General features: G+C 72.6%; 19 protein-coding genes and 1 pseudogene. 10 read left to right on the top strand and 10 right to left on the bottom strand.

The annotated features are described in order from the left end of the window. Positions 1-109: 109 nt before the first annotated feature. Positions 110-1,759: a fatty acid--CoA ligase gene (locus tag AC0OLQ_RS03365; protein WP_484530145.1), complete on the bottom strand. Its 1,650-nt coding sequence runs from the start codon at positions 1,757-1,759 to the stop codon at positions 110-112. Positions 1,760-1,845: 86 nt separating this feature from the next. Here AC0OLQ_RS03365 and AC0OLQ_RS03360 point away from each other — a divergent pair, with 86 nt between their 5' ends. After that, positions 1,846-2,337 carry an NUDIX domain-containing protein gene (locus AC0OLQ_RS03360; protein ID WP_357332648.1) on the top strand — a complete coding sequence of 164 codons (492 nt, stop codon included), beginning with the start codon at positions 1,846-1,848 and terminating at the stop codon, positions 2,335-2,337. Here AC0OLQ_RS03360 and AC0OLQ_RS03355 read toward each other — a convergent pair. Beyond that, entirely contained in the window at positions 2,330-3,223 is an 894-nt protein-coding gene (locus tag AC0OLQ_RS03355; protein ID WP_484530144.1) for an EamA family transporter, read from the bottom strand. The genes AC0OLQ_RS03360 and AC0OLQ_RS03355 overlap by 8 nt on opposite strands. Positions 3,224-3,307: 84 nt before the next feature. Here AC0OLQ_RS03355 and AC0OLQ_RS03350 point away from each other — a divergent pair, with 84 nt between their 5' ends. Further along, on the top strand, positions 3,308-4,192 hold the full coding sequence (locus tag AC0OLQ_RS03350) for a LysR family transcriptional regulator (RefSeq protein ID WP_484530143.1): 885 nt from the start codon (positions 3,308-3,310) through the stop codon (positions 4,190-4,192). Positions 4,193-4,225: 33 nt separating this feature from the next. On the opposite strand, the gene AC0OLQ_RS03345 is transcribed toward AC0OLQ_RS03350, so the two are convergent. Together AC0OLQ_RS03345 and AC0OLQ_RS03340 are read right to left on the bottom strand one after the other, a co-directional pair. Then, a complete protein-coding gene (locus AC0OLQ_RS03345; RefSeq protein WP_484530142.1) occupies positions 4,226-5,899 on the bottom strand; it encodes an MDR family MFS transporter in 1,674 nt (557 codons plus the stop codon). A 51-nt stretch (positions 5,900-5,950) separates the two neighbouring features. Further along, on the bottom strand, positions 5,951-6,499 hold the full coding sequence (locus tag AC0OLQ_RS03340) for a type 1 glutamine amidotransferase domain-containing protein (RefSeq protein ID WP_484530141.1): 549 nt from the start codon (positions 6,497-6,499) through the stop codon (positions 5,951-5,953). 121 nt (positions 6,500-6,620) lie between these two features. Between AC0OLQ_RS03340 and rfaE2 the strand changes: the two genes are divergently transcribed. Continuing rightward, complete coding sequence (gene rfaE2, locus AC0OLQ_RS03335) at positions 6,621-8,468, top strand: D-glycero-beta-D-manno-heptose 1-phosphate adenylyltransferase (protein WP_484530140.1); 1,848 nt, start codon at positions 6,621-6,623, stop codon at positions 8,466-8,468. Beyond that, positions 8,465-9,343 carry a glycosyltransferase family A protein gene (locus AC0OLQ_RS03330; RefSeq protein ID WP_357332635.1) on the top strand — a complete coding sequence of 293 codons (879 nt, stop codon included), beginning with the start codon at positions 8,465-8,467 and terminating at the stop codon, positions 9,341-9,343. The genes rfaE2 and AC0OLQ_RS03330 overlap by 4 nt, the downstream gene beginning before the upstream one ends. A 3-nt stretch (positions 9,344-9,346) precedes the next feature. Here the strand turns inward: AC0OLQ_RS03330 and AC0OLQ_RS03325 are convergent, their stop codons facing one another. The 3 genes from AC0OLQ_RS03325 to AC0OLQ_RS03315 form a co-directional block, all read right to left on the bottom strand. After that, positions 9,347-10,450, bottom strand: a complete 1,104-nt coding sequence (locus AC0OLQ_RS03325) for a glycosyltransferase family 9 protein (RefSeq protein WP_484532259.1) — start codon at positions 10,448-10,450, stop codon at positions 9,347-9,349. A gap of 61 nt (positions 10,451-10,511) precedes the next feature. After that, complete coding sequence (locus tag AC0OLQ_RS03320) at positions 10,512-11,048, bottom strand: Hsp20/alpha crystallin family protein (RefSeq protein ID WP_484530139.1); 537 nt, start codon at positions 11,046-11,048, stop codon at positions 10,512-10,514. After that, the gene (locus tag AC0OLQ_RS03315; protein ID WP_484530138.1) at positions 11,045-11,551 is read right to left on the bottom strand and encodes a DUF2231 domain-containing protein; all 507 of its coding nucleotides are present in this window, start codon (positions 11,549-11,551) and stop codon (positions 11,045-11,047) included. The genes AC0OLQ_RS03320 and AC0OLQ_RS03315 overlap by 4 nt, the downstream gene beginning before the upstream one ends. Positions 11,552-11,716: 165 nt before the next feature. Between AC0OLQ_RS03315 and AC0OLQ_RS03310 the strand changes: the two genes are divergently transcribed. Then, positions 11,717-12,337, top strand: coding sequence for a pyridoxamine 5'-phosphate oxidase family protein (locus AC0OLQ_RS03310; RefSeq protein WP_484530137.1), 621 nt, complete (start codon positions 11,717-11,719; stop codon positions 12,335-12,337). 27 nt (positions 12,338-12,364) lie between these two features. Here the strand turns inward: AC0OLQ_RS03310 and AC0OLQ_RS03305 are convergent, their stop codons facing one another. After that, positions 12,365-14,575, bottom strand: a complete 2,211-nt coding sequence (locus AC0OLQ_RS03305; protein WP_484530136.1) for an acyltransferase family protein — start codon at positions 14,573-14,575, stop codon at positions 12,365-12,367. Positions 14,576-15,099: 524 nt separating this feature from the next. Here AC0OLQ_RS03305 and AC0OLQ_RS03300 point away from each other — a divergent pair. The 4 genes and pseudogenes from AC0OLQ_RS03300 (at position 15,100) to AC0OLQ_RS03285 (ending at position 18,027) form a co-directional block, all read left to right on the top strand. Next, positions 15,100-15,777, top strand: a complete 678-nt coding sequence (locus tag AC0OLQ_RS03300) for an SAP domain-containing protein (RefSeq protein ID WP_484532258.1) — start codon at positions 15,100-15,102, stop codon at positions 15,775-15,777. Between the two features lie 141 nt (positions 15,778-15,918). Then, a pseudogene (locus AC0OLQ_RS03295) lies at positions 15,919-16,368 on the top strand (SRPBCC family protein); the annotation flags it as partial. A 367-nt stretch (positions 16,369-16,735) separates the two neighbouring features. Next, positions 16,736-17,323 carry a GNAT family N-acetyltransferase gene (locus AC0OLQ_RS03290; protein WP_484530135.1) on the top strand — a complete coding sequence of 196 codons (588 nt, stop codon included), beginning with the start codon at positions 16,736-16,738 and terminating at the stop codon, positions 17,321-17,323. A gap of 77 nt (positions 17,324-17,400) precedes the next feature. Continuing rightward, positions 17,401-18,027, top strand: a complete 627-nt coding sequence (locus AC0OLQ_RS03285; protein WP_484532257.1) for a hypothetical protein — start codon at positions 17,401-17,403, stop codon at positions 18,025-18,027. Here AC0OLQ_RS03285 and AC0OLQ_RS03280 read toward each other — a convergent pair. Then, positions 17,999-18,943, bottom strand: coding sequence for an inositol-3-phosphate synthase (locus AC0OLQ_RS03280; protein WP_484530134.1), 945 nt, complete (start codon positions 18,941-18,943; stop codon positions 17,999-18,001). The two genes, AC0OLQ_RS03285 and AC0OLQ_RS03280, sit on opposite strands and share 29 nt — an antisense overlap. A gap of 137 nt (positions 18,944-19,080) precedes the next feature. Further along, the gene (locus tag AC0OLQ_RS03275; protein ID WP_357332619.1) at positions 19,081-19,347 is read right to left on the bottom strand and encodes a helix-turn-helix domain-containing protein; all 267 of its coding nucleotides are present in this window, start codon (positions 19,345-19,347) and stop codon (positions 19,081-19,083) included. A gap of 89 nt (positions 19,348-19,436) precedes the next feature. Between AC0OLQ_RS03275 and map the strand changes: the two genes are divergently transcribed. Then, on the top strand, positions 19,437-20,255 hold the full coding sequence (map, locus tag AC0OLQ_RS03270) for a type I methionyl aminopeptidase (protein WP_484530133.1): 819 nt from the start codon (positions 19,437-19,439) through the stop codon (positions 20,253-20,255). The last annotated feature ends 579 nt before the right edge of the window (positions 20,256-20,834 follow it).

Here is a 20,834-nt window from a genome sequence, read left to right as displayed (position 1 = left end):
GCATGGACGGGCGGCCCCGGCGCGGTGCGAACGCCGGGGCCGCCCTCTGGGGAGGAATGTTCGTGAGGAACACGTCCTACCCGTGCTGGCGACGCTACGCCGGAAAATGTTACGGCGCGGTCAGTTCTCGCACCTCCAGGCCACCGTCCGCGTAGCGCGAACGCACCACTTTTTTGTCGAATTTGCCGACGCTGGTCTTGGGCACCGCATCGATGAACGCCCAGCGTTCCGGCAACTGCCAGCGCGCCACCGACTTCGCCAGGAAGTCCCGCAGCTCCTCGGCCGTGACCGAGGCGCCCTCCCGGACCACCACGGTGGCGAGCGGCCGCTCGTCCCAGCGCTCGTCCGGCACGCCCACCACGCACGCCTCGAGCACCGCCGGGTGCGCCATCAGCGCGTTCTCCAGCTCGACCGAGGAGATCCACTCCCCGCCCGACTTGATCACGTCCTTGGCCCGGTCGGTGAGGGTGATGAAGCCGTCCGGTGAGAGCGTGCCGACGTCCCCGGTCCGCAGCCAGCCGTCGCGGAACTTCTCCTCGTCCGGGACGTCGTCGCCGACGTACCGGGCGGTCACCCACGGCCCACGGACCTCGAGCTCGCCCACGGACGTCCCGTCGGCGGGCAGCGGCTCGCCCAGCGGGCCGACGATCCGCGCGGCCACCCCGGCCGGCACCCGGCCCTGCGTGTAGCGGTAGCGCCAGGCCGTCTCGCCGGTCGCGCCCGCCGGCGGCCGGGAGACCGAGCCCAGCGGTGACATCTCGGTCATGCCCCAGGCGTGGATGACCTCGATTCCGTGCCGCTCGTGGAAGGCGTGCATGAGCGACGGCGGGCAGGCCGAGCCGCCGACGATCACCTCCTGGAGCGAGGAGGTGTCCACCTCGTGACTGTCCAGGTAGGACAGCAGGTCGGTCCAGATGGTCGGCACCGCCCCGGCCAGGGTGGGGCGTTCGCCGGCGATCATCGCGGCGATCGGCTCGGCCTGGAGGAACCGGTCCGGCATGATCAGCGACGCGCCGGAGAGGAACGCCGCGTAGGGCAGGCCCCAGGACATCGCGTGGAACATCGGGACGATGGCCAGCTCGCGGTCCTTCGGGCCGAGCCCGAAGCCCTCCGGCATGCAGACCTGCAGCGAGTGCAGGTAGATCGAGCGGTGGGAGTAGGCGACCCCCTTGGGGTTGCCGGTGGTCCCCGAGGTGTAGCAGAGGGCGGCGGCGTCGCGCTCGTCCACCTCGGGCCAGTCGTAGACCTCCGGCCGGTCGGCCAGCAGGGCGTCCCAGTGGTGTACGGCGATCCGGTCGCCGGCCGCGGCCAGCAGCGGGGCCGGGTCGCCGCCGCCGACCACCACCACGTGCCGCACCGTGGTCATCTCGCCGATCACCCGGGCCAGCAGCGGGATCAGTGTGCTGTCGACCAGCACCACCCGGTCCTCTGCGTGGTTGGCGATGTAGGCGACCTGGTCCGGGAAGAGCCGGATGTTGAGGGTGTGCAGCACCGCGCCCATACTCGGCACGGCGAAGTAGGCCACCAGGTGCTCGTTGTTGTTCCACATGAAGGTGGCGACCCGCTCGTCGCCGGTCACCCCGCACTCGTCGCGCAGCGCGTGGGCCAACCGGGCGGCGGTCCGCCCGACCTCCGCGTACGTCATCCGACGGGGCTCGGCGCCGGTCCAGGTGACGACCTCCGCCGTGCCGTGCACGGTGGAGCCGTGTTCGAGGATCCGGGCGACCTGGAGGCGGGCGTCCATCATCGTGCTACGCATGGGTAACAACGTAGTGTCGCCGGTCACACGAACGGAAGCCCCGGAACGGCCGACCCGCGATCGCGGAAGCTGCGTAGATTGTCCGGGTGAGTATCTCGTGGGCCGACTCGTACGTGGGGCAGCTCAGGGCCCTGGCCGGTGATCGCACCCTGATGTTCGTCGGCGCCCGCGCCGTGGTCCGGGACAACGCGGCCCGGGTGCTGCTGATCCAGCGCTCGGACAACGGCCAGTGGGCGCTGCCGGCCGGCGCCATGGAGCTGGGCGAGTCGATCGCCGACTGCGCCGTGCGGGAGGTCCGCGAGGAGACCGGCCTGCGCGCCCTGCGGGTCAACGCCTTCGCCCTCTACACCGGGCCCAACTTCACCAACACCAACATGTACGGGCACACCTACCAGGTCTTCACCACGGCGTTCCGCGTCGAGGAGTGGGACGGCGAGCTGGCCCGGGTCACCGACGAGACCACCGACGCCGGCTTCTTCCACCGGGACGAGCTGCCCAGACCGCTCTCCGCCAGCGTGCTGGAGACCCTCGCCGACCTGGACGTCTTCGAGCAGACCAACCGCCTCATCCTCAAGTGACCGCGCCTGCCGCCACGGGGCGCTCGCCGGGCGCCGGGTGGTCAGCCGGCCGGGCGCCGGACCGTTCCGCGCCGATCCCGGCCACCACCACGAAGGCGATCCCGGCCACGGCGCCGACGCCGGGCACCTGACCCAGCGCGACCACGCCGACGACCAGGGCGATGGCGGGCTCCAGGCTCATCAGCGTGCCGAACGCGGCGGTGGTGAGCCGGCGCAGCGCCAGCAGTTCCAGCACGAACGGGACGACGGGCAGCAGCACGGCCAGCCCGAGGCCGGCCAGGAGCACCTGCCACGTCAGGTCGCCGAACACCGACGGACCGACCACCAGCGTCGCCACCACGGCGGCCACCGGCATGGAGACCGCAAGGCCGCGCACCCCGGAGACCTCGTCGCCCACCCGCTGGGTGAGCAGGATGTACGCGGCCCAGCAGGCTCCCGCGCCCAGCGCGTACGCCACTCCCACCGGGTCGGCGCCGCCGTGCCACGGCTCGGTGAGCAGCAGCACCCCGACCGCGGCGAGCGCCGGCCAGAGCTTGGTGCCGCCCCGGCCGCGGGCCACGGCCACGCCCAGCGGCCCGAGGAACTCTAGTGCGCTGGCCGTACCCAGGGGCAGCCGGGCCACCGCCGCCATGAACAGGATGGTGACGCCGGCCGTCACCACGCCGAGCGCCAGGCAGGCCCGCAGGGCCGAGCGGGTGAACGCCGACGGGCGGGGCCGAACCACGACCGCCAGCAGCACCCCGGCCCAGGCCAGGCGCAGCCAGGCGGCGCCCTCCGGGCCGACCCGGTCGAAGAGGCCCACCGAGACGGCCAGCCCGAGCTGGACGCAGGTCATCGAGGCGACGGCCATGGCGGTGCCGGCCCGGGCCGGAGTCAGGGTGGTCATGGGGACAGTAGAGCCGGTCCGGACCGCTCGCGTCCACGTGCCACTTCTGGACGCATCGTTCGGGAATCGTGAACAATCGCTCCCGTGGACCTCCGTCGCCTCCGCCTGCTGCGGGAACTGGCCCGGCTCGGCTCGATGCGCCAGGTCGCCGACGAGCTGCACGTCACCACGTCGACGGTCTCGCAGCAGCTCGCGGTGCTGGCCCGGGAGGTCGGCACCGAACTGGTCGAGCCGCACGGCCGCCGCGTCCGGCTCACCCCGGCCGGGCGCCGGCTGGCCGAACACGCCGTGACGATCCTCGCCGCGGTCGACGCGGCCCGGCTCGACCTGGACCCGCGGGCCGAGCCGGCCGGCACGGTACGTGTCGCCGGCTTCGCCACCGCCGTCCGGCGCTCGCTGCTGCCGCTCACCGCCCGGCTGGCGGCGGACCACCCGCGGGTGCGCCTCCGCATCGACGAGCACGAGCCGGCCGAGGCGTACGCGCTGCTCGCGGCCGACGACGTCGACCTCGCGCTCATCTACGACTACAACCTGGCCCCGCTCTCGGCCGACCCCGCGCTGGAGGCCACGCCGCTCTGGTCGGCGGCCTGGCACCTCGGGGTGCCGGCCGACGGGACGCCCGGCCCGGCGGCGGACGCCCCGGCGGTCTTCGACCGGTTCCGCGACGCGGACTGGATCGTCAACTCGCGCAACACGGCCGACGAGGTGGTGGTCCGGACCATCGCCTCGATGGCGGGCTTCGAGCCCAGGATCGTGCACCGCGCCGACAGCCTCGACCTGGTCCAGGACCTCATCGTCGCGGGGCTGGGCGTCGGCCTGCTCCCCGGCGACCAGCCCACCGTGCCGGGCGTCCGCCTGCTGCCGCTCACCGGACCGCGGGCCCTGCTGCGCGCGTACGCCGTGACCCGCCGCGGCCGGGCGGCCTGGCCGCCGCTGGCGCTGATCCTCGACCTGCTCACGGCCCGGTGAGCCGCGGCCGCGCCCGCCGGCAGCGGCGGTCGGTCAGAGCATGGTCTGGGACTTGGACTCCATGTCGGCGGCGGCCTCGTCCTTGGACTCCTTGGTGATGGGCTTGCCGCCGGCGGCGGCCGCCGGACCGCCGAGCGGGTCCGCGCCGCCGGTCGAGCCGTGCGGGCCGGCGCCGCGCAGCTGCTCGTTCGGCATGGCCAGGGTGACCAGCACGGCCACGATGGCGACCAGCCCGGTGGTCAGGAAGACCAGGTGCAGCGACTCGACGAACGAGGCCTGGATGGCGGCCCGCACCGGGCCGGGCAGGGCCATGATCGTCGCCGGGTCGTTGATCGAGATGTTGGCGCCGCCGCCGGCCGCCACCGCCGCCCGCTGGTCCGGCGGGAGCTGGGCGATCGCCCCCGGCAGCCGGCCGGCCAGCTCGCCGGTGAGCCGGGACGACAGCACCGCGCCCAGGATGGCCACGCCGAACGAGCCGCCCAGCGAGCGGAAGAAGGTGGCCGAGGAGGTGCCGGCGCCCAGGTCGCGCGGGTCGACCGCGTTCTGCACGGCCAGGATCAGCGACTGCATGCACAGGCCCAATCCGACGCCGATCACCACCATGTAGCCGAAGGCCGCCCAGAGCGAGGTGGCCACCTGGAGCTGCCGGAACAGCAGCATGCCGGCGACCAGCACGGCCGCGCCGGCCACCGGGAACCACTTGTAGCGGCCGATCCGGCTCATCGCCCGCCCGGTGATGATCGAGGTGAAGATGATGCCGGCCATCATCGGCAGCATCAGCAGGCCGCTGCGGGTCGGCGAGGCGCCCTTGACGATCTGCAGGTAGAGCGGGATGAAGATGATCGACCCGAACATCACCAGACCGAGCACGAAGCCCGCCGAGTTGGCCAGCGCGAAGGTGGCGCTGCGGAACAGCCGCAGCGGCAGGATCGGCTCGCGTACCCGGGCCTCCTGGAGCACGAAGAGCACGCCCAGCACCGTCCCGGCCACGAACAGCCCGATGATCACCCCGGAGCCCCAGGCGTACTCGTTGCCGCCCCAGCTCAGCGCGAGCAGCAGGCTGCTCACCCCGGCGACCAGCAGCCCCGCGCCGACCCAGTCGACGGTGTGCTCCCGGCGCTGGAACGGCACCAGCCGCATGACGTGGTAGCAGACCACGATGGCGAGGATGGCCAGCGGCACGTTGATGTAGAAGATCCATCGCCAGTTGGTCTCCGCGAAGTAGCCGCCGACCAGCGGGCCGGCCACCGAGGAGATGCCGAAGACGGCACCGAACAGGCCCTGGTAGCGGCCGCGTTCCCGGGGTGAGACCACGTCCGAGATGATGGTGAAGGCCAGCGTCAGCAGGCCACCCGCGCCGAGGCCCTGCACGCCCCGGGTGACGATCAGCTGGGTCATGTTCTGCGACAGGCCGGCCAGCAGCGAGCCGAGCAGGAACGTGCCGATCGAGAAGAGGAAGACGGGGCGGCGCCCGTACAGGTCGGCCATCTTGCCGTAGAGCGGTGTCGACGCCGTGGAGGCGAGCAGGTAGGCGGTGACCACCCACGAGTAGTGGTTGATTCCGCCCAGCTCGCCGACGATCGTGGGCAGCGCGGTGCCGACGATGGTCTGGTCGAGTGCCGCCAGCAGCATGCCGGTCATCAGGCCGAGCATCAGCAGGCGGATCTGGCGGGCGTGCAGCACGGGACGAGCGGCCTGGGCTGTCATCCCGCTTCCTTTCCCACCGGGAGCGGATCATGCCCCCGGTGGGAGAAGAAGTCAGTGCTTCCCCTCCGCGAACTCCTCGACGATCTTGTCGCAGAAGGCCGGCAGGTCGTCCGGCTTGCGGCTGCTGACCAGGCCCTTGTCGGTGACCACCTGCTGGTCCACCCAGTTCGCGCCGGCGTTGGTGAGGTCGGTGCGCAGGCTCGGCCAGGAGGTGATCGTCCGGCCCCGCAGCACGTCGGCCTCGACCAGCGTCCACGGGCCGTGGCAGATCACCCCGACCGGCTTGCCGGCCGCGAAGAACGACTTCACGAACCGGACCGCGTCGGGGTCGGTCCGCAGGAAGTCCGGGTTCGCCACGCCGCCGGGCAGCACCAGCGCGTCGTACGCCCCCGCGTCCGCCTCCTTGGTCGTCACGTCGACCGGGTACTGCCCGCCGTGGTCCAGGTGGTTGAAGGCCTGGATCGAACCGGGCCTGATGGAGACCAGCTCGACCCGGGCGCCGGCGTTCTCCACCGCCTCGCGGGGCTTGGTGTACTCGACCTCCTCGACGCCGTCGGCGGCCAGGAAGGCGATCCGCTTGCCCTGCAACGTCGCTGCCATGGTGGTTCTCCTCTCCGGGGTCTGTCTGCACCCGTTCCCGGGCCGGACCCGCCGAAACCGGGCACCACGGGTGGCCCGCAGCGCAGGTTTGGCCGGTCCCGCTCGGGGGACCCGAAGGGACATGGCAGGAGCAGCAGCGGAAGAGCGCCGGCTCGCCACCGTCGTGGCGGGTTGGCAGGGGCGTCCCGTGCTGGTCGTCGGCGACGCCATGCTGGACGAGTGGCGGTTCGCCGAGTCGGAACGGCTCTGCCGGGAGGCGCCCGCGCCGGTCCTGACCCTGCGCAGGCGGATCTCCGCCGCCGGCGGCGCGGCGAACACCGCGGTCAACGTGGCCGCCCTCGGCGGCCGGGCCGCCCTGGTCGCCCCGGTGGGCGCCGACGTGGCGGGCGACGAGCTGCACGACTGCCTCGACCGGGCGGCCGTCTGGGACCGCACGGTCAACCAGCCCGGCCGCCCCACGCCGGTGAAGCGGCGGATGCTCGCCGACAACCAGATCCTGCTCCGCGAGGACTCCGGCGACCCGGACGACGCGCTCGACGACGACGGGGTGGCCCGCCTGCTGACCGCGCTGCACTGCGCCACCGAGGAGCTGCGCGCGGCGGCCGCTGGGCGGCCGCTCACCCTGGTGGTGTGCGACTACGGCCTGGGCGCGCTGCCCTCCGCGGTGCGCGCCTGGCTGGTCGCCAACCGGGACCGGTACGCCACCGTGGCGCTCGACGCGCACGACCTGGCCGACTGGCGCGGCCTCAACCCGACCGTGGTGACCCCGAGCTTCGCCGAGGCGACCCGGCTGCTGGCCCGGGCCGCCGCCGGCTTCAACGGCGGGCATCGGACCGGAGCCCGCGGCGCGACCGCCGGCGACCTGCACCTCGACCACCTGGCCGACCCGGCCGACGGCCCCTCCGAGCTGGTCGTCGGCGCGGCCCCGGGCGGTGCCGGCGAACGGGCCCCGGGTAGCCCGCACCCGACGTCCGGCGCGCCCGCGACCGAGCACGGTGACGGGGCCGCCGGGCCGACCGGCGAGCCGACGCCCGCCGAGGAACGGGTCGCGCTGACCGGGGACGGGCTCAGCGTCACCGGCACCGGCGTGACCGTCAACGCGGCGGCCGGCGCCGGCGTGGACCGGGCCGTGCTGGCCGAGTCCCGCCTGGACGAGCTGCGCGAGCACACCGGCGCGGACGTGGTGGCGGTGACCCTGGACACCGAGGGCGCGGTGGTCGGCGGGGCCGACGGCGAACCCCGGCGCAGCCACAGCACCCCGGTCCCGGCCAGCCACGCCGTGGGGGCCGGGGACGCGTACCTGGCGGCGATGACCCTGGCGCTGGCGGCGGAGGCGAGCCTGCCGACCGCCGCGCAGCTCGCCCAGCTCGCCGCGACCATCACCGTCTCCGACACCGGCACCTGCGTGTGCCGGCGGGAGGACCTGCTCGACGCGCTGGGCAGCGGGCCGGAGGACGCCGGGCGGCCGACCCAGGTGGGCGCCGAGGAGCTGACCGCGATCGTCGCCGAGCATCGCCGGGCCGGCCGGTCGATCGTCTTCACCAACGGCTGCTTCGACGTGCTGCACCCCGGGCACGTCCGCTACCTGACCCAGGCCCGCGCGCTCGGCGACCTGCTGGTCGTGGCCGTCAACTCGGACGGCAGCGTACGCCGGCTCAAGGGCCCGGACCGGCCGGTCAACCCGGTCGAGGACCGCACCGCCCTGCTCGCCGCGCTGGAGTGCGTCGACCACGTGGTGGTGTTCGAGGAGGACTCCCCGGCGAAGCTGATCGAGGCGGTCCGCCCGGACGTCTACGTCAAGGGCGGCGACTACCCGCCCGAGATGGTCCCGGAGGCCCCGCTGGTCCGCCGGCTGGGCGGCCAGGTGCGCACCCTCGGGTACGTGCCGGACCGCTCCACCTCGGCGATCATCGACCGGATCCGGGCCCACCCGGTCGTCCCGCCGGTGGGCGAGGGCAGGCCGGCGTGAACCGTCCGCTCGACCTCGGCGCACCCGAGGAGTTCCGCCGCCCCCGGCAGCTCGACGTGCTGATCCCCACCCGCAACCGGCCCGCCGAACTGGCGGTCACCCTCTCCGGGCTGGCCGCGCAGGAGGGCGTACCGGACTTCGGAGTCGTGGTGAGCGATCAGTCCGACGGCGACCCGGCGTACGCGCACCCCGCCGCGGCCACCATGGTCCGGGCGTTGCGCCACCGGGGGCACCCGGTGCTGCTGACCCGGCGGCTGCCCCGACGTGGGCTGGCCGAGCACCGGGCCTCCCTGCTGGACCGGTCGGCCGCCCGGTACGTGCTCTGCCTCGACGACGACGTCTGGCTGGAGCCCGGCACGGTGTCCCGGCTGGTCACCGCCATCCGGGAGCTGGGCTGCGGGTTCGTCGGCAACGCCGTGCACGGCCTCTCCTACGCCGACGACGTGCGCCCGGAGACGCACGGGCACTACGAGGAGTGGCCGGGCCGGCCGGTGCCCGAGCGGATCCGGCCCGGCACGCCGGAGTGGCAGCGGGCGTCCATCCACCCGGCGGCGAACCTGCTGCACGTCACCGAGAAGCTGCGGCTGCCGGCCGGGGCGTGGCGGGCGTACAAGGTCTCCTGGATCGGCGGCTGCGTGCTCTACGACCGGGCCAAGCTGATCGACTCCGGCGGCTTCGACTTCTGGCGCCGGCTCCAGGAACGGCACCAGGGCGAGGACGTCGCCGCGCAGCTCGCCGTGCTGGAGCGGCACGGCGGCGCCGGCGTGCTGCCCAGCGGGGCCTACCACCTGGAGTCGCCGACCACGGTCACCGAGCGGGACGTGGAGGCGTGGGAGGTCGTGGTGACCGAGTCGGACACCCCGCAGCCGGCCTGACCCTCACCCCAGCAGCTCGCGGGCGGCCTCGACCACCTCGGCTGCCGGGACGTCGGCGACGAACGAGTCGCGGTGCGGGCACTCCCCGTCGCCCGGGCGGTGCGGATAGATGTCCCGTGTGCAGTCGACGCCGCAGACCGGGCAGTTGGTGGTCCACGAGGCGATCGGGCGGTGCCGGACGCGCAGCGGCGTGGCCCCGTTGATGAGGTTGCCGATCCAGTAGATGCCGACCGTCGGGGCGCCGACCGCGGCGGCCAGGTGCAGCGGGCCGGTGTCGTTGGAGACCACCAGCGCACAGCCCGCGTACGCGGCGGCCAGCCCACCCAGGCTGAGCGTGCCGACCTGCGGGCGGACCGGCACGCCGGCCGCGGCGACCACCTCGTCCACCGTCTCCCGCTCGGCGGGAGTGCCGGTGACCAGCACCTCGTAGCCGTCGCCGGCCAGCGCCCGGGCGACCTCGCCGAAGCGTTCCGGCGGCCAGCGCCGCCGGCTGTCGGTGGCCCCCGGGTGCAGCGCCACCCGGGGCCCGGTCGGCTCGCCGAGCACATCGCGGGCCTCGGCCCGGTCGGCGTCGGTCACCGCCAGCGCCGGGGTGATCGTCACCGCCTCCGCCCCGACCAGGGCCACCGCCTCCAGGTAGCGGATCACCTCGTGCTGGTAGTAGACGTACCGGATCCAGCGGTCCAGCGGCGGCGCGTCCTCGGCCCGCAGGCCGGCGGTGACCCGGGCGCCCAGCCCGGCGATCATCGGGTTGGAGTTGGCGCCCCCGCCGTGCAGTTGCAAGGCTAGGTCGAACTGCTCCTTCCGGCCCGCCGCGAGGAAGTCCGCCAGCGCGGACGGCGGCTCGTCCGGCCCGGGTTCGCGGATGCCGGGCGCCGGCGGGACCACCAGCACCCGGTCCACCGGGCCGGGGCGGTCGCGCCAGAGCTTCGCGTGCCACGGCGCGCCGAGCAGCACGATCTCCGCCGACGGGTACGCGGCCCGCAGCGCCTCCAGCGCCGGCAGCACGAAGATGAAGTCGCCGAGCGCGTTGGCCCGCAGCACGGCGATCCGCTCGACGTCGGGGACGCGCTCGCCGACCGGGCCGAGCACCGACGACGGCTCCAGGTCGCGGCGCGGCGACAGACGCGCCGAGCTGGAGTCGTCGGACAGGGTGGCCACGCGACCCCTACGGCCGGTCGATCTCTTCGACCGCGGTGTCCGGGTGGTGCAGCTCCCGGTCCGCGGCCGGGTCGGCCACGGTCCGCGTACCCCCGGAGGTCGCGTGCGGGCCGGTGCGGCCGACGGTGATGGTGCGCGGCGCGGGCCGTGCCGCCCGGGGCAGCCGCACCCGGAGCAGGCCGTGGTCCATCACGGCGTCGATCCGGTCCGGGTCCACCCGGGACGGCAGGTCCACCCGGTATTCGAAGCCCCGCGTGGTGAACCCGCCCGGGATGCCCTGGTCGGCGTTGACCTCGGCCTCCGAGCGGGCCCGTACGCACAGCTCCCGGTCGTCCAGCTCGACGGCCACCTCCTCGGGAGCCACGCCGGGCAGCCGGACGACCACCTCCCAGCCGTCGGCGATCTCGGTCAGCTCGACGTCCGGGCTGCCGCCTCGGCCACCGACCAGGCGGCTCAGCTCGGCGCGCAGCGACTGCAGCTCGCCCATCGGGTCCCAGCCCTGCTGTCGACCTCGCCAGCCCCGACCGCCGCTCTGTTCCGTCATCGCACGTCTCCGATCCGCTGGGTCGCCGAGGGGGGTCGCAGCGAGCTCGGCGCGTTCAGGTCGTGCTCCGGGTCGACACCCACGCCCAGCCGGTCCACCAGCTCGCCGCCGAGCCACGCGCTGACGCCGAGGATGGCCACGGCGACCACCTCGATGGCGATCAGGGCGCCCCCGGCGGCCCGGGAGTCGGCGTTGAGCCGGACCACCCAGACCGCGGCGAAGAGCAGGATCACCGCGACGTTGGCGGCGGCGTGGGTGAGCCCGACCCGCTTGGCCCGGGTGCCGGTGGGCAGGGCGAGCAGGTCGAAGGCGCCGGCCGCCGCGGCCAGCAGGCCGCCGATCAGGCCGACCGTGATGTTCCAGTAGGCGGCCTCGCCGAGGAAGTCCGGCCCGCCCACGGTGTCGATCACGTCGAAGATCACCGCGGTCACCAGGAGAGCCACCGGGAACATCACCAGCATCGGGTGCACGGGATGGCCGAGCACCTTCAGTCGGCTCTCCATCTCCGCCTCCATCGATCGCGTCCGGGCGCGCTGCGGCTCAGTCCGTACCCGCCCGTTCCGGGGGCAAACCTCGCGGTCGACCCGCTCTCCTAGGCTGACCATGGCGGAAACCAGCCGTTCGCGGGCCGGAACCGCCGTCAAGGTCAACGGACGGGGGAGGAAGTCGTGACGGCACGGGAGATCACCAGCCCGGGGGAGTTGGCGGAACTGCTGGGCGCACCGACGCAGCGGGCGCGGGACAAGGAGCGCACGGTGCTGCACCAGCGCGACCGGGAGTGGCTGGCTGCCTCGCCGTTCTGCCTGGTCGCCACGGCCGGCGCGGACGGCGATTGCGACGTCTCCCCGAAGGGTGACCCGGCCGGCTTCACCCTGGTGCTGGACGAGACCACGATCGCCATCCCCGAGCGGCCCGGCAACCGGCGGGCCGACGGCTACCGCAACATCCTGGCCAATCCCCACGTCGGGCTGATCTTCCTGATCCCCGGGCGCACCGACACGCTGCGGATCAACGGCCGGGCCCGGCTGGTCCGCGACGCGCCGTACTTCGCCGACATGGTGGTCAAGGGACACCGACCGGTGCTCGCCGTCGAGGTGGCGATCGAGCAGATCTTCTACCACTGCGCGAAGGCGTTCCTCCGCTCGGAGCTGTGGCGGCCGGAGACCTGGCGGCCCGACGCGCTGCCGACCCGCGCCCGGCTGGTGAAGGAGGTCGAGGCCCCGACGGAGAACCTCGCCGACCTGGAACGCCACTACGGCCCGGACTACGTCAAGACCATCTACGCCTGATCGCGCCCGCCGCCGGTGCGGCGGCGGTCACTTCGACGGGGAAAAGCTCACCGGCACGCCGATGTCCGACAGTGCCCGAGCGAGGTGCGGGGCCGTGGTCTTGACGTAGGCCGCGCCGATGTGCGAACCCCCGCGGTAGATGAGGACGTTGCCGAACACCACCGGGCACTTCTCGGTCGGGCAGATGGCGTCGAACAGGTCGATCATCTTGACCTCCGGCATCCCGGCCACCGCCTTCCGCTGCGTCAGGAAGGCCGGCTCCACGTCGTGGCGCTTACGGTCGAACGCGCAGGCCGACAGGTGCTTCCGGTTCTTGTCGGCGCAGGTCACGGCGGGGCCGGGAGCAGGGTTGTTGGCGAGGACGATGACCTTCGTGCCCACCGAGGCGAGCGCCTTCCAATTGGAGCGCAGCCCCGCGACCATCGCGTCGACCGACCCCTTGCCCGCGGCGTCGAAGGCGCGCGCCGCCGCCTGCGAGGTGACGACGTAGTCGGGACGCTCCTCGACCAGTCTGCGCAGCAGCGTCCGGTTCCACTCGACGCAGTCGGTGTAGAGCTTGCTGGGGTCGTCGGCCCGGATCGCAGGAGCGCTGGTGAACGCGCACGATGCCTTGGCGGCGATCACCAACTTCCAGTCGTTCTGCGCGGCCAGCACCTGGAACGCCGGCAGCCACTGGTCCATCTTGGAGTCGCCCACCAGGGCGACGGTGGTGGCCCCGTCAGGGTTGCCGTAGGTGCACGACAGGACCTCGGACCCCACGACCTGCTGGAAGCACTTGTCCCGGTTGGTGTCCGGAACGTCCATGAATCCCTGCTGGATCTGAAGGGGGTCCGGCGTGATGAAGTCGAACCGCTCCGGAACCGGGCCGATCGGGGCGGTGCCGGGGGTGGTCGACAGCAGCGCCGCGCCCGGCGCGTACCGGCCGCCCCGACTCGGCGTGGCGGCGGCCGCCCACGCCGCCATCAGGACCAGGGCGAGGCCGGCGCAGATCCCGGCCATCGTGAAGTTGCCACCGAGGCTCAACGCGAGACGCGGCGACTTCGAGATCGCCCGCGAGTACCGCAGTGGGTTCTCCACGAGCCGGAAGGTGATCCAGGCCGGGACCACCGAGGCGAGCGCCACCGCCAGGCCGCGGGCCAACGACAGACCGTCCCAGTACGCGCCGGCCACGATGAGCATCGGCCAGTGCCACAGGTACAGGGAGTACGACAGGTCACCGACCCATCGGAACGGGCCGGTGCCGAGGAGCACGACCGGGCCGCGCGAGCCCGCCGCGACCCCGGCCGCGATCACCGCGGCGGCGCCGAGCGTGGGCAGCGCGGCTGCGTACCCGGGCCACGCCGTGCCCGCGGTCACCAGCAGCGCCGCTGTCACGATCGCGGCGAGACCGAGCCACCCGAGGACGACGGCCAGCGACCGTGGCATGCGCGCGGCGCTGGTCGCGACCAGGGCGATGCCCGCCCCGACCGCGAGCTCCCACAACCGGGTCGTGGAGACGAAGAACGCCCGCTCCGGAGAGGTCGCCGTCTGCACGACCGACCAGGCGAACGACGGCACCGCCAGGATCGCGAGACCGACCCAGAGGACCGGCCGCACGTTCGACCGCCGGAGCCTCCTCGCCGCGAGGATCGCGAGGATGATCAGCAGAGGCCAGACCAGGTAGAACTGTTCCTCGACGGCGAGCGACCAGAAGTGCTGAACCGGCGAGGGCGGAGCGTCCGCGGCCAGGTAGTCGACCGAGCGGTCGGCGAACCGCCAGTTCACCACGTAGATCGCCGCGGAGGCGATGTCGCCGCCGATGTCGTGCCACTGGCTCCTGGGGACGAACAGCCGGACCGCCACGGCGGTGGCCGCCAGCACCACCGTCGCGGCGGGCAGGATCCGCTTGGCCCGCCGCGCGTAGAACCCCAGCAACGAGACGCGGCCGGTGCGCTCGATCTCGATCATGAGCTGCCCGGTGATGAGGAAACCGGAGATCACGAAGAAGACGTCGACCCCGACGAAGCCACCCGGAATGAACGGCAGCCCGGCGTGGTACAGCAGCACCAGCCCGACGGCCACGGCGCGGAGCCCGGCGACGTCGGCCCGGAATCGACTCGACGAGGCCTCCCTGCGCGGCTCGCGCCCGGTTCCCGCGTCCGGCGGGGTGCCGGGGCCCGCCGGGGAGACCGGGACGTCCGACTTCTCGATGTGGGTGCTTCCCCGGGCGGCAACGGTCGTCAACTCCGGGGAAGTCATCGCGATCCTCATGCTTCGGGGGGTTCCGGCCTCGGGAACGATAGCGGCTCGTCAGGCGGGTGGACAATCGCGGACGGCCCGGTCGGGGCGCTGCTCGGCGGCCTGATGTGGCTGCTCTTCTCCCCGGTTCGCGGGCCGCCCTGGCGGGCATGTGACCGAGGGCCACCCTCCCGCTCCGCCCCGGCGTGGGCCACCCCGCACCCGGTCGACGGACGTTTGGGCCGCCGGCTGGGGGTACAGATTTCCAGGACGGCCCACCGCGTCACGCGCGCTGCAACCCCCATTGGACACGGGTCGAGGAAGGATGATGTTCGATGCCCACGAAGAGCAGCTCGGGGCGCGGCAGCGGCTCGACCGCGACCGCAAACCCGCCGGGCAATCAGACCCCGAACACCCCCGACATCAACGAGAGCGAGATCGCCCGGCTGAAGGTCGACCAACTCCGCGACCGGCTGCGCCGGCGCGGCGTGACCGGCACCGCCGACCTGCGCAAGGACGACCTGGTCAAGGCCCTGGTGAAGGCCATGCGGGACGGCGCCAAGAAGAGCACGTCCGCCCGGGCCGGCTCGTCCTCCCGCCGCGGCTCCTCCTCCGCCAAGAAGAGCACCTCGTCGACGGCGAACCCGCCCGGCAACCAGACGCCGAACACCCCCGACGTCAACGAGAGCGAGATCGCCCGGCTGAAGGTCGACGAGCTGCGCAGCCGGCTGCGCAGCCGGGGAGTCACCGGCACCTCCGCCATGCAGAAGGCCGACCTGGTGCGGGCGCTGGTCAAGAGCCTGCGCGACGACTCCGACGGCTCGACCCGCTCCTCCTCCGGCGGCGGCGGCGGTGTTCGCAAGGGACCGCAGAACTCGAAGTCGATCAAGTACGCCCAGGAGGTCACCTCGGTCGACGACGAGCCGGAGCGGCCCGGCCGCAGCCTGGTCACCACCGACCACGAGGTGATCCGGCGGTGGGCGGAGGCCCGCAAGGGCGTACCGACCACGGTGGACGGCACCGAGCACGACGGGCACGCCGGGGTGCTGCGCTTCGACTTCCCGAGCAACGGGCGCGAGCAGCGGCTGCGGGAGATCAGCTGGGAGGACTGGTTCCGCACCTTCGACGAGCGCCGGCTGAACTTCATCTACCAGGAGGAACGCTCCGACGGGAAGCAGAGCAACTTCTTCCGGCTGGAGAGCCCGGACCGCGAGGACGGTTGATCCCCCACGGAACTCCGGAGGCCCGGGTCGGCGCGTCGACCCGGGCCTCCGGCATTTCGGCCGAATCGGCACCGGTCTGGTTAGCCCGGATCTGCCGGGGTACCGATTTCAGTACCGACGACTGAACGACAAGGAGTGCTCATGACCACGAAGGTCGAGAAGTCCATCGAAGTCGACGTACCGGTCAGCACCGCGTACAACCAGTGGACGCAGTTCGAGGAGTTCCCTCGATTCATGGGCGGCGTGCAGGAGGTGCGCCAGCTCGACGACCGGCGGATCCACTGGGTCGCCGAGATCGCGGGCGTGAAGCGCGAGTGGGACGCCAAGGTCCTGGAGCAGGTGCCGGACCGCAAGGTCGCCTGGGCCGCCACCAGCGGCGCCACCAACGCCGGCGCCGTCTACTTCCAGCCGATCGGCACCGGCCACACCCAGGTCCGGCTCTCCCTCGAGTACGAGCCGGAGGGGCTGGTCGAGAAGGCCGGCGACAAGCTGCACATCGTCGAGAAGCGGGCCGAGGCCGACCTGGAGGAGTTCAAGAACTACATCGAGAACCGGGGCGCGGAGACCGGCGCCTGGCGCGGCACCATCGACGAGGGCCGTACCCTCGGCACCCCCGGCGTGGAGCACGCCGCGTCCTCGCTCGGCGACGACGGCAAGGCCGGCGTCTCGGCCAAGGCGGTCGCGGCGGGTGCCGTGGCTGCGGGCGCGGCCGCGGCCGGGGCCGCCGCGGCGGCCAAGCACCGCACGGACACCGACGAGAACCCCATCCCGGAGATGGAGACCGAGTACGTGGTCACCGAGGTCCCCGTGCAGCGGAGCGACGCCTTCCCGCCCGACCCGGCGGACCCGCGCCGCACCCTGTAGGCCTTTCACCTCCCTGCCGGAGCGAGCCCGGTGGGCCGGCCCCCGCGCCGTGCCCGCCGGGCTCGCTTCGCGTCGGCGCGTATCCTTGCCGCCCGTGACCGACCTCGGACGACGCACACCGGAGATCACCGTCGCCACCCCGGCGGACCGCGGGCGGGTCGTCGACTCGCTGGTCGCCGCCTTCGCGGCCGACCCCGTCCTGACACACCTCTTCCCCGACCCGGCCAGCTACCCCCGGTACGCCGCCGCCTTCTTCGGGCACCTCTTCGACAAACGGGTCCACCTGGGCAGCATCTGGACGATCGACCGGGGAGCCTCGGTGGCGATCTGGGAACCGCCTGCCGGCGGAGAGGCCGGGCCGGCCGACCCGCTCGCCGCCCGGCTGCCCGCCGACGCGCTGGCCCGGGTCCGCGCCTACGACGAGGCCGTGCACGCCGCGCTGCCGACCGGTCCGTTCTGGTACCTGGGTGTGCTCGGCACCCACCCGGACAGCGCCGGGCGGCGCTGGGGTCACGCGGTCATGCGGGCCGGGCTGCGCCGGGCGGCGGCGGACGGGCTGCCGGCGGTGCTGGAGACCAGCAACCCGGCCAACGTCGAGGTCTACCGCCGGGCGGGCTGGCAGCTGGTACGCCAGGTCGCCGAACCGCTGCCGACCTGGATCATGCAGCAGCCGCCGCGGTGAATCCCCACCGAGCGACTCCCCGGATCCTGCCGGAAGAGGATCTTGCTGGCTACACCGTCGGCCAGTTCCTGGAGGTCATGAAGGCCCTCACGGTGATCCTGACCCTGCCCCAGTCGGCCGCGGATCACGTCGACGCACTCGTCGTCGCCACCGGCCAGGGCGAGGAATGGCGCCTCACCCATGCGATCCGGAGCTGGGAGGCGAATCCGCGGCTCCGCCACCTTCTTGTGGCGAACGGGAACCCGGCTGAAGCGACCTACGTCGAGGTCACGCTCGACTACCTGCGGAGCCTGGGCCTTCGTCGCGTCGAGGGGGTCCACCTCCAGGCCGAGCCGGCCCCGAACACCGGCCGGCAGGCCGACTGGATCGTCGGCCAGGTCCATGCCCGCGGCATCACCAGCCTCGCGCTCACCGTCTCCCCCTACCACCTGGCCCGCGTCTATCTCACGGTCCTCAAGGCACTCGGCAGGAGCGGCCTTCGCCTCCCCGTCATCCCGCTCCCCGTGGCCGTTTCTCCGGGAACACCCGTCCCGGAGACCGGAGCGACCGCCTACGACCTCGTACCCGGGGAAGTCAAACGCATCCTCGACTACCGGCGCGAAGGATGGGTCGCCACACCGGCGGAACTACAGGAGTACCTGGAGTGGCTGTGGAGCCGGCATGAGGCTCTCCTCGTCAGATCGCCGTCCCGGGGGGAGACTTGAGGAGCGCCGCCGCCTCGGCCAGGTAGCCGCCACGACCCGAACGCAGAGCGGCAGCCGCCATGCGGACCAGATCGATGTTGACGCCGGCTGCGCCGCTCGGGTCATGCACCTTCAGCTTCACGTCCAGGCTCACCGCTGTCTCACCCCAGCCCTGCGCCTCGATGTTGAGGTGGGCGATCTTCTGGGACTGCAAGTGCGGAAGGTATCCGAGGGGAGCCATCTGAACCTTGTCGTGGGACCCCAGGGCGTTCAACTTGGACTGCTTCTTCGTGTTGGAGTTCTCGACCAGGTTGCGGAAGTCTTCGGTGCCCCCCAGGTTGACCTGGTAGGAGCTGACCAGGGTGAGACCGCGCTCCTCAAGCAGCCGCAGCAGTGCGTGATGCACCACCGAGGTGCCGAACTGGCTGGCCAGGTCATCGCCGAGCAACGGCAGGCCCGCGGCCTCGAATCGCTCGAGCCACAACGGTTCCCGCGCGATCGCGTCCGACGTCGTGTTGACGAACGCCAGCCCCGACAGGAGCGCCGCCTCGGCGTAGGCTCGAGCCGTTTCGGGCCGGCCGCTCGGCGCGGAGTAGAGCAGCACCTCGGCGCCCTTCAGCGCGTCCGCCACCCGCGCGATCTCCGTCGAGTCCACGAGACCACGCTGCACCGTCACGCCCGATGGCGGCAGCTCCGCGTCGAGTCGGGGAAAGTTGTTCGGCGGCGCGAAAATCGCCTCGTGCAGGTCCTTGCCCACCTTGCCGCCACTGAGGGCGAAGGCCGCCACGACGTCGACGTCGCCGACGCCCAGCCCCGCGATCTCCGGCCGGTGGACGCCCACCAGGCTGCCGGTACTGCGATGGAGGGCGATCCCCTGCACCAACGCTGAGGTGTTGTTGCCCACGCCGACGACCGCGACCTTCACCCTGTCGATCATGGTGCGAGGGTACCGGCGAACGCCGCTCGTCCTGATCTGGCGGCATCGGCTGATGGTCTCTTTTCCGCTACAAGACCAGCCATCACGCCGGCAATCCTGAAACGGATCTCCTACTGCGGTACTTGGGCGGCTGGTCTCTAGGACGCCTGGCGGATGGACATGTCGGCCAGCCAGACGTCTGCCAGGTCGCCGAGGGGGACGTCGAGGGCCTGGCTGAGGCACACCACGGTGCCGAACGCCGGTGCGGGAAGACGACCCGCCTCGATCTTGCGCAGCGTCTCGGGGGAGATGCCGGCCGCCAGGGCCACCTCGACGAGGCTGCGGCCGGCGCGCGCGGCCCGGAGGGCGGCTCCGAGGCGCTGGCCCGCTGCGATCTGTTCGGCGGTGAGCGGTTGGCGAACCATGCCAGCAGGATATCCCTCCGGAGCGTCCCGGCCAGGCGTGGTATAAAAATCCCGGTATAAAAATACCGCATCCAGAGGGGGAGGCTGTCGTGATCGAGCTCAAGTCCGCCGAGGAGATCGGCCGGATGGCGGTGGCCGGCCGGTTCGTCGGCGACCTGCTCGCCGAGCTGAGCGGTGTGGCCGCAGTCGGCGTCAACCTGATGGACCTCGAACACCTTGCCCGCCGCCGGATCAAGGAACGCGGCGCCGAATCCTGCTACTGGGACTACGCCCCTTCGTTCGGCCGCGGCCCGTTCCACAACGTGCTGTGCCTGTCGGTCAACGACGCGGTGCTGCACGGCCTGCCGCACGACTACGTTCTGCGGGACGGTGACCTGCTCAGCATCGACATGGCGGCCGGCATCGACGGCTGGGTCGCCGACTCCGCGCTCTCGGTCATCGTCGGCACCCCCGACCCGGCCGACCTGAAGCTGATCGAGGCCACCGAGGCCGCGCTGAAGGCCGGCATCACCGCCGCCCAGCCCGGCGGCCGCCTCGGCGACATCTCCGCCGCGATCGGCGAAGTCGCCCACTCCTACGGCTACGGCGTCAACGGCGAGTTCGGCGGCCACGGCATCGGCCGCACCATGCACGAGGACCCGCACGTCCCGAACAACGGCCGCGCACGACGCGGTCTGAAACTCGAGCCCGGCCTCACCATCGCCATCGAGCCCTGGTTCTGCCGCTCCACCGACAAAATCAAGTTCGACGACGACGGCTGGACCATCCGCTCCGCCGACGGCTCCCGCACCGCCCACTCCGAACACACAGTCGCGATCACGGCTACCGGCCCCCAGGTTTTGACCCGCCGCCCCACCGACGGCGCCACCTCGGCCGATCCCACCAGAAAGCCCGCCACAGCCTCCTGATTCACTCCCCGTTGGGGGGTGGCTCAGGGCGTTCCAGGATGGGACCTGCCGCAGGCTTCCGTGGGCCCGGGGGGTGTCGCCGCGGAAACGGCCTCTCACCACTTCCCTGCCATTCGCCGGTCGCTGGAGCGCGTCAAGATCGTGGAAGGTCTCGATGACTTCTGCGAGTCGCGCCACAGCCGCATGCCCAACCGGCATTGGCAGGACCCGCTTCCCCGTGCTCGCGACTACGTGAGCCGATACACCCCACCTTGGGCCTGGCGTCGGCGGAGACCTGCTGGCCAGCCTGCACCACGTCGGCAGGGTCGCGGAAGTACTCCCAGGTCAGCTCCGGAATCCGAATGAACCCAGTGCCGGGCGAGCCGGCCCGGTCCCCTTCGAGACGCACGAAGACGCGGATCTCTGAGATGATCCCACCCAGCACCGCGCCGCGCTTCGGCTGGCCTCCAGACATGGCAGATCTGTATAGCCGACGGAGCGACTTGCGGCTCCTGAACAGGCGCACGCTGGGGCCCCACGTGCACGCCGGGTCGCCGTAGTCTCCGTGCATGCTCCGAGTCTCTCCGCAGGATGGCACAG

It is taken from the genome of Micromonospora sp. Utrum1 (assembly GCF_057197805.1).
The sequence above is the reverse complement of the archived record's forward strand: the minus strand, read 5'-3'. Positions and strand labels throughout refer to the sequence as shown.

Bases quoted from the DNA above. Each gene is read 5' to 3' on its own strand.
- AC0OLQ_RS03365 (WP_484530145.1), bottom strand. From the start codon at position 1,759: ATGCGTAGCACGATGATGGACGCCCGCCTCCAGGTCGCCCGGATCCTC.
- AC0OLQ_RS03355 (WP_484530144.1), bottom strand. From the start codon at position 3,223: ATGACCACCCTGACTCCGGCCCGGGCCGGCACCGCCATGGCCGTCGCC.
- AC0OLQ_RS03345 (WP_484530142.1), bottom strand. From the start codon at position 5,899: ATGACAGCCCAGGCCGCTCGTCCCGTGCTGCACGCCCGCCAGATCCGC.
- AC0OLQ_RS03340 (WP_484530141.1), bottom strand. From the start codon at position 6,499: ATGGCAGCGACGTTGCAGGGCAAGCGGATCGCCTTCCTGGCCGCCGAC.
- rfaE2 (WP_484530140.1), top strand. From the start codon at position 6,621: ATGGCAGGAGCAGCAGCGGAAGAGCGCCGGCTCGCCACCGTCGTGGCG.
- AC0OLQ_RS03320 (WP_484530139.1), bottom strand. From the start codon at position 11,048: ATGACGGAACAGAGCGGCGGTCGGGGCTGGCGAGGTCGACAGCAGGGC.
- AC0OLQ_RS03315 (WP_484530138.1), bottom strand. From the start codon at position 11,551: ATGGAGAGCCGACTGAAGGTGCTCGGCCATCCCGTGCACCCGATGCTG.
- AC0OLQ_RS03305 (WP_484530136.1), bottom strand. From the start codon at position 14,575: ATGACTTCCCCGGAGTTGACGACCGTTGCCGCCCGGGGAAGCACCCAC.
- AC0OLQ_RS03300 (WP_484532258.1), top strand. From the start codon at position 15,100: ATGCGGGACGGCGCCAAGAAGAGCACGTCCGCCCGGGCCGGCTCGTCC.
- AC0OLQ_RS03285 (WP_484532257.1), top strand. From the start codon at position 17,401: ATGAAGGCCCTCACGGTGATCCTGACCCTGCCCCAGTCGGCCGCGGAT.
- AC0OLQ_RS03280 (WP_484530134.1), bottom strand. From the start codon at position 18,943: ATGATCGACAGGGTGAAGGTCGCGGTCGTCGGCGTGGGCAACAACACC.
- AC0OLQ_RS03275 (WP_357332619.1), bottom strand. From the start codon at position 19,347: ATGGTTCGCCAACCGCTCACCGCCGAACAGATCGCAGCGGGCCAGCGC.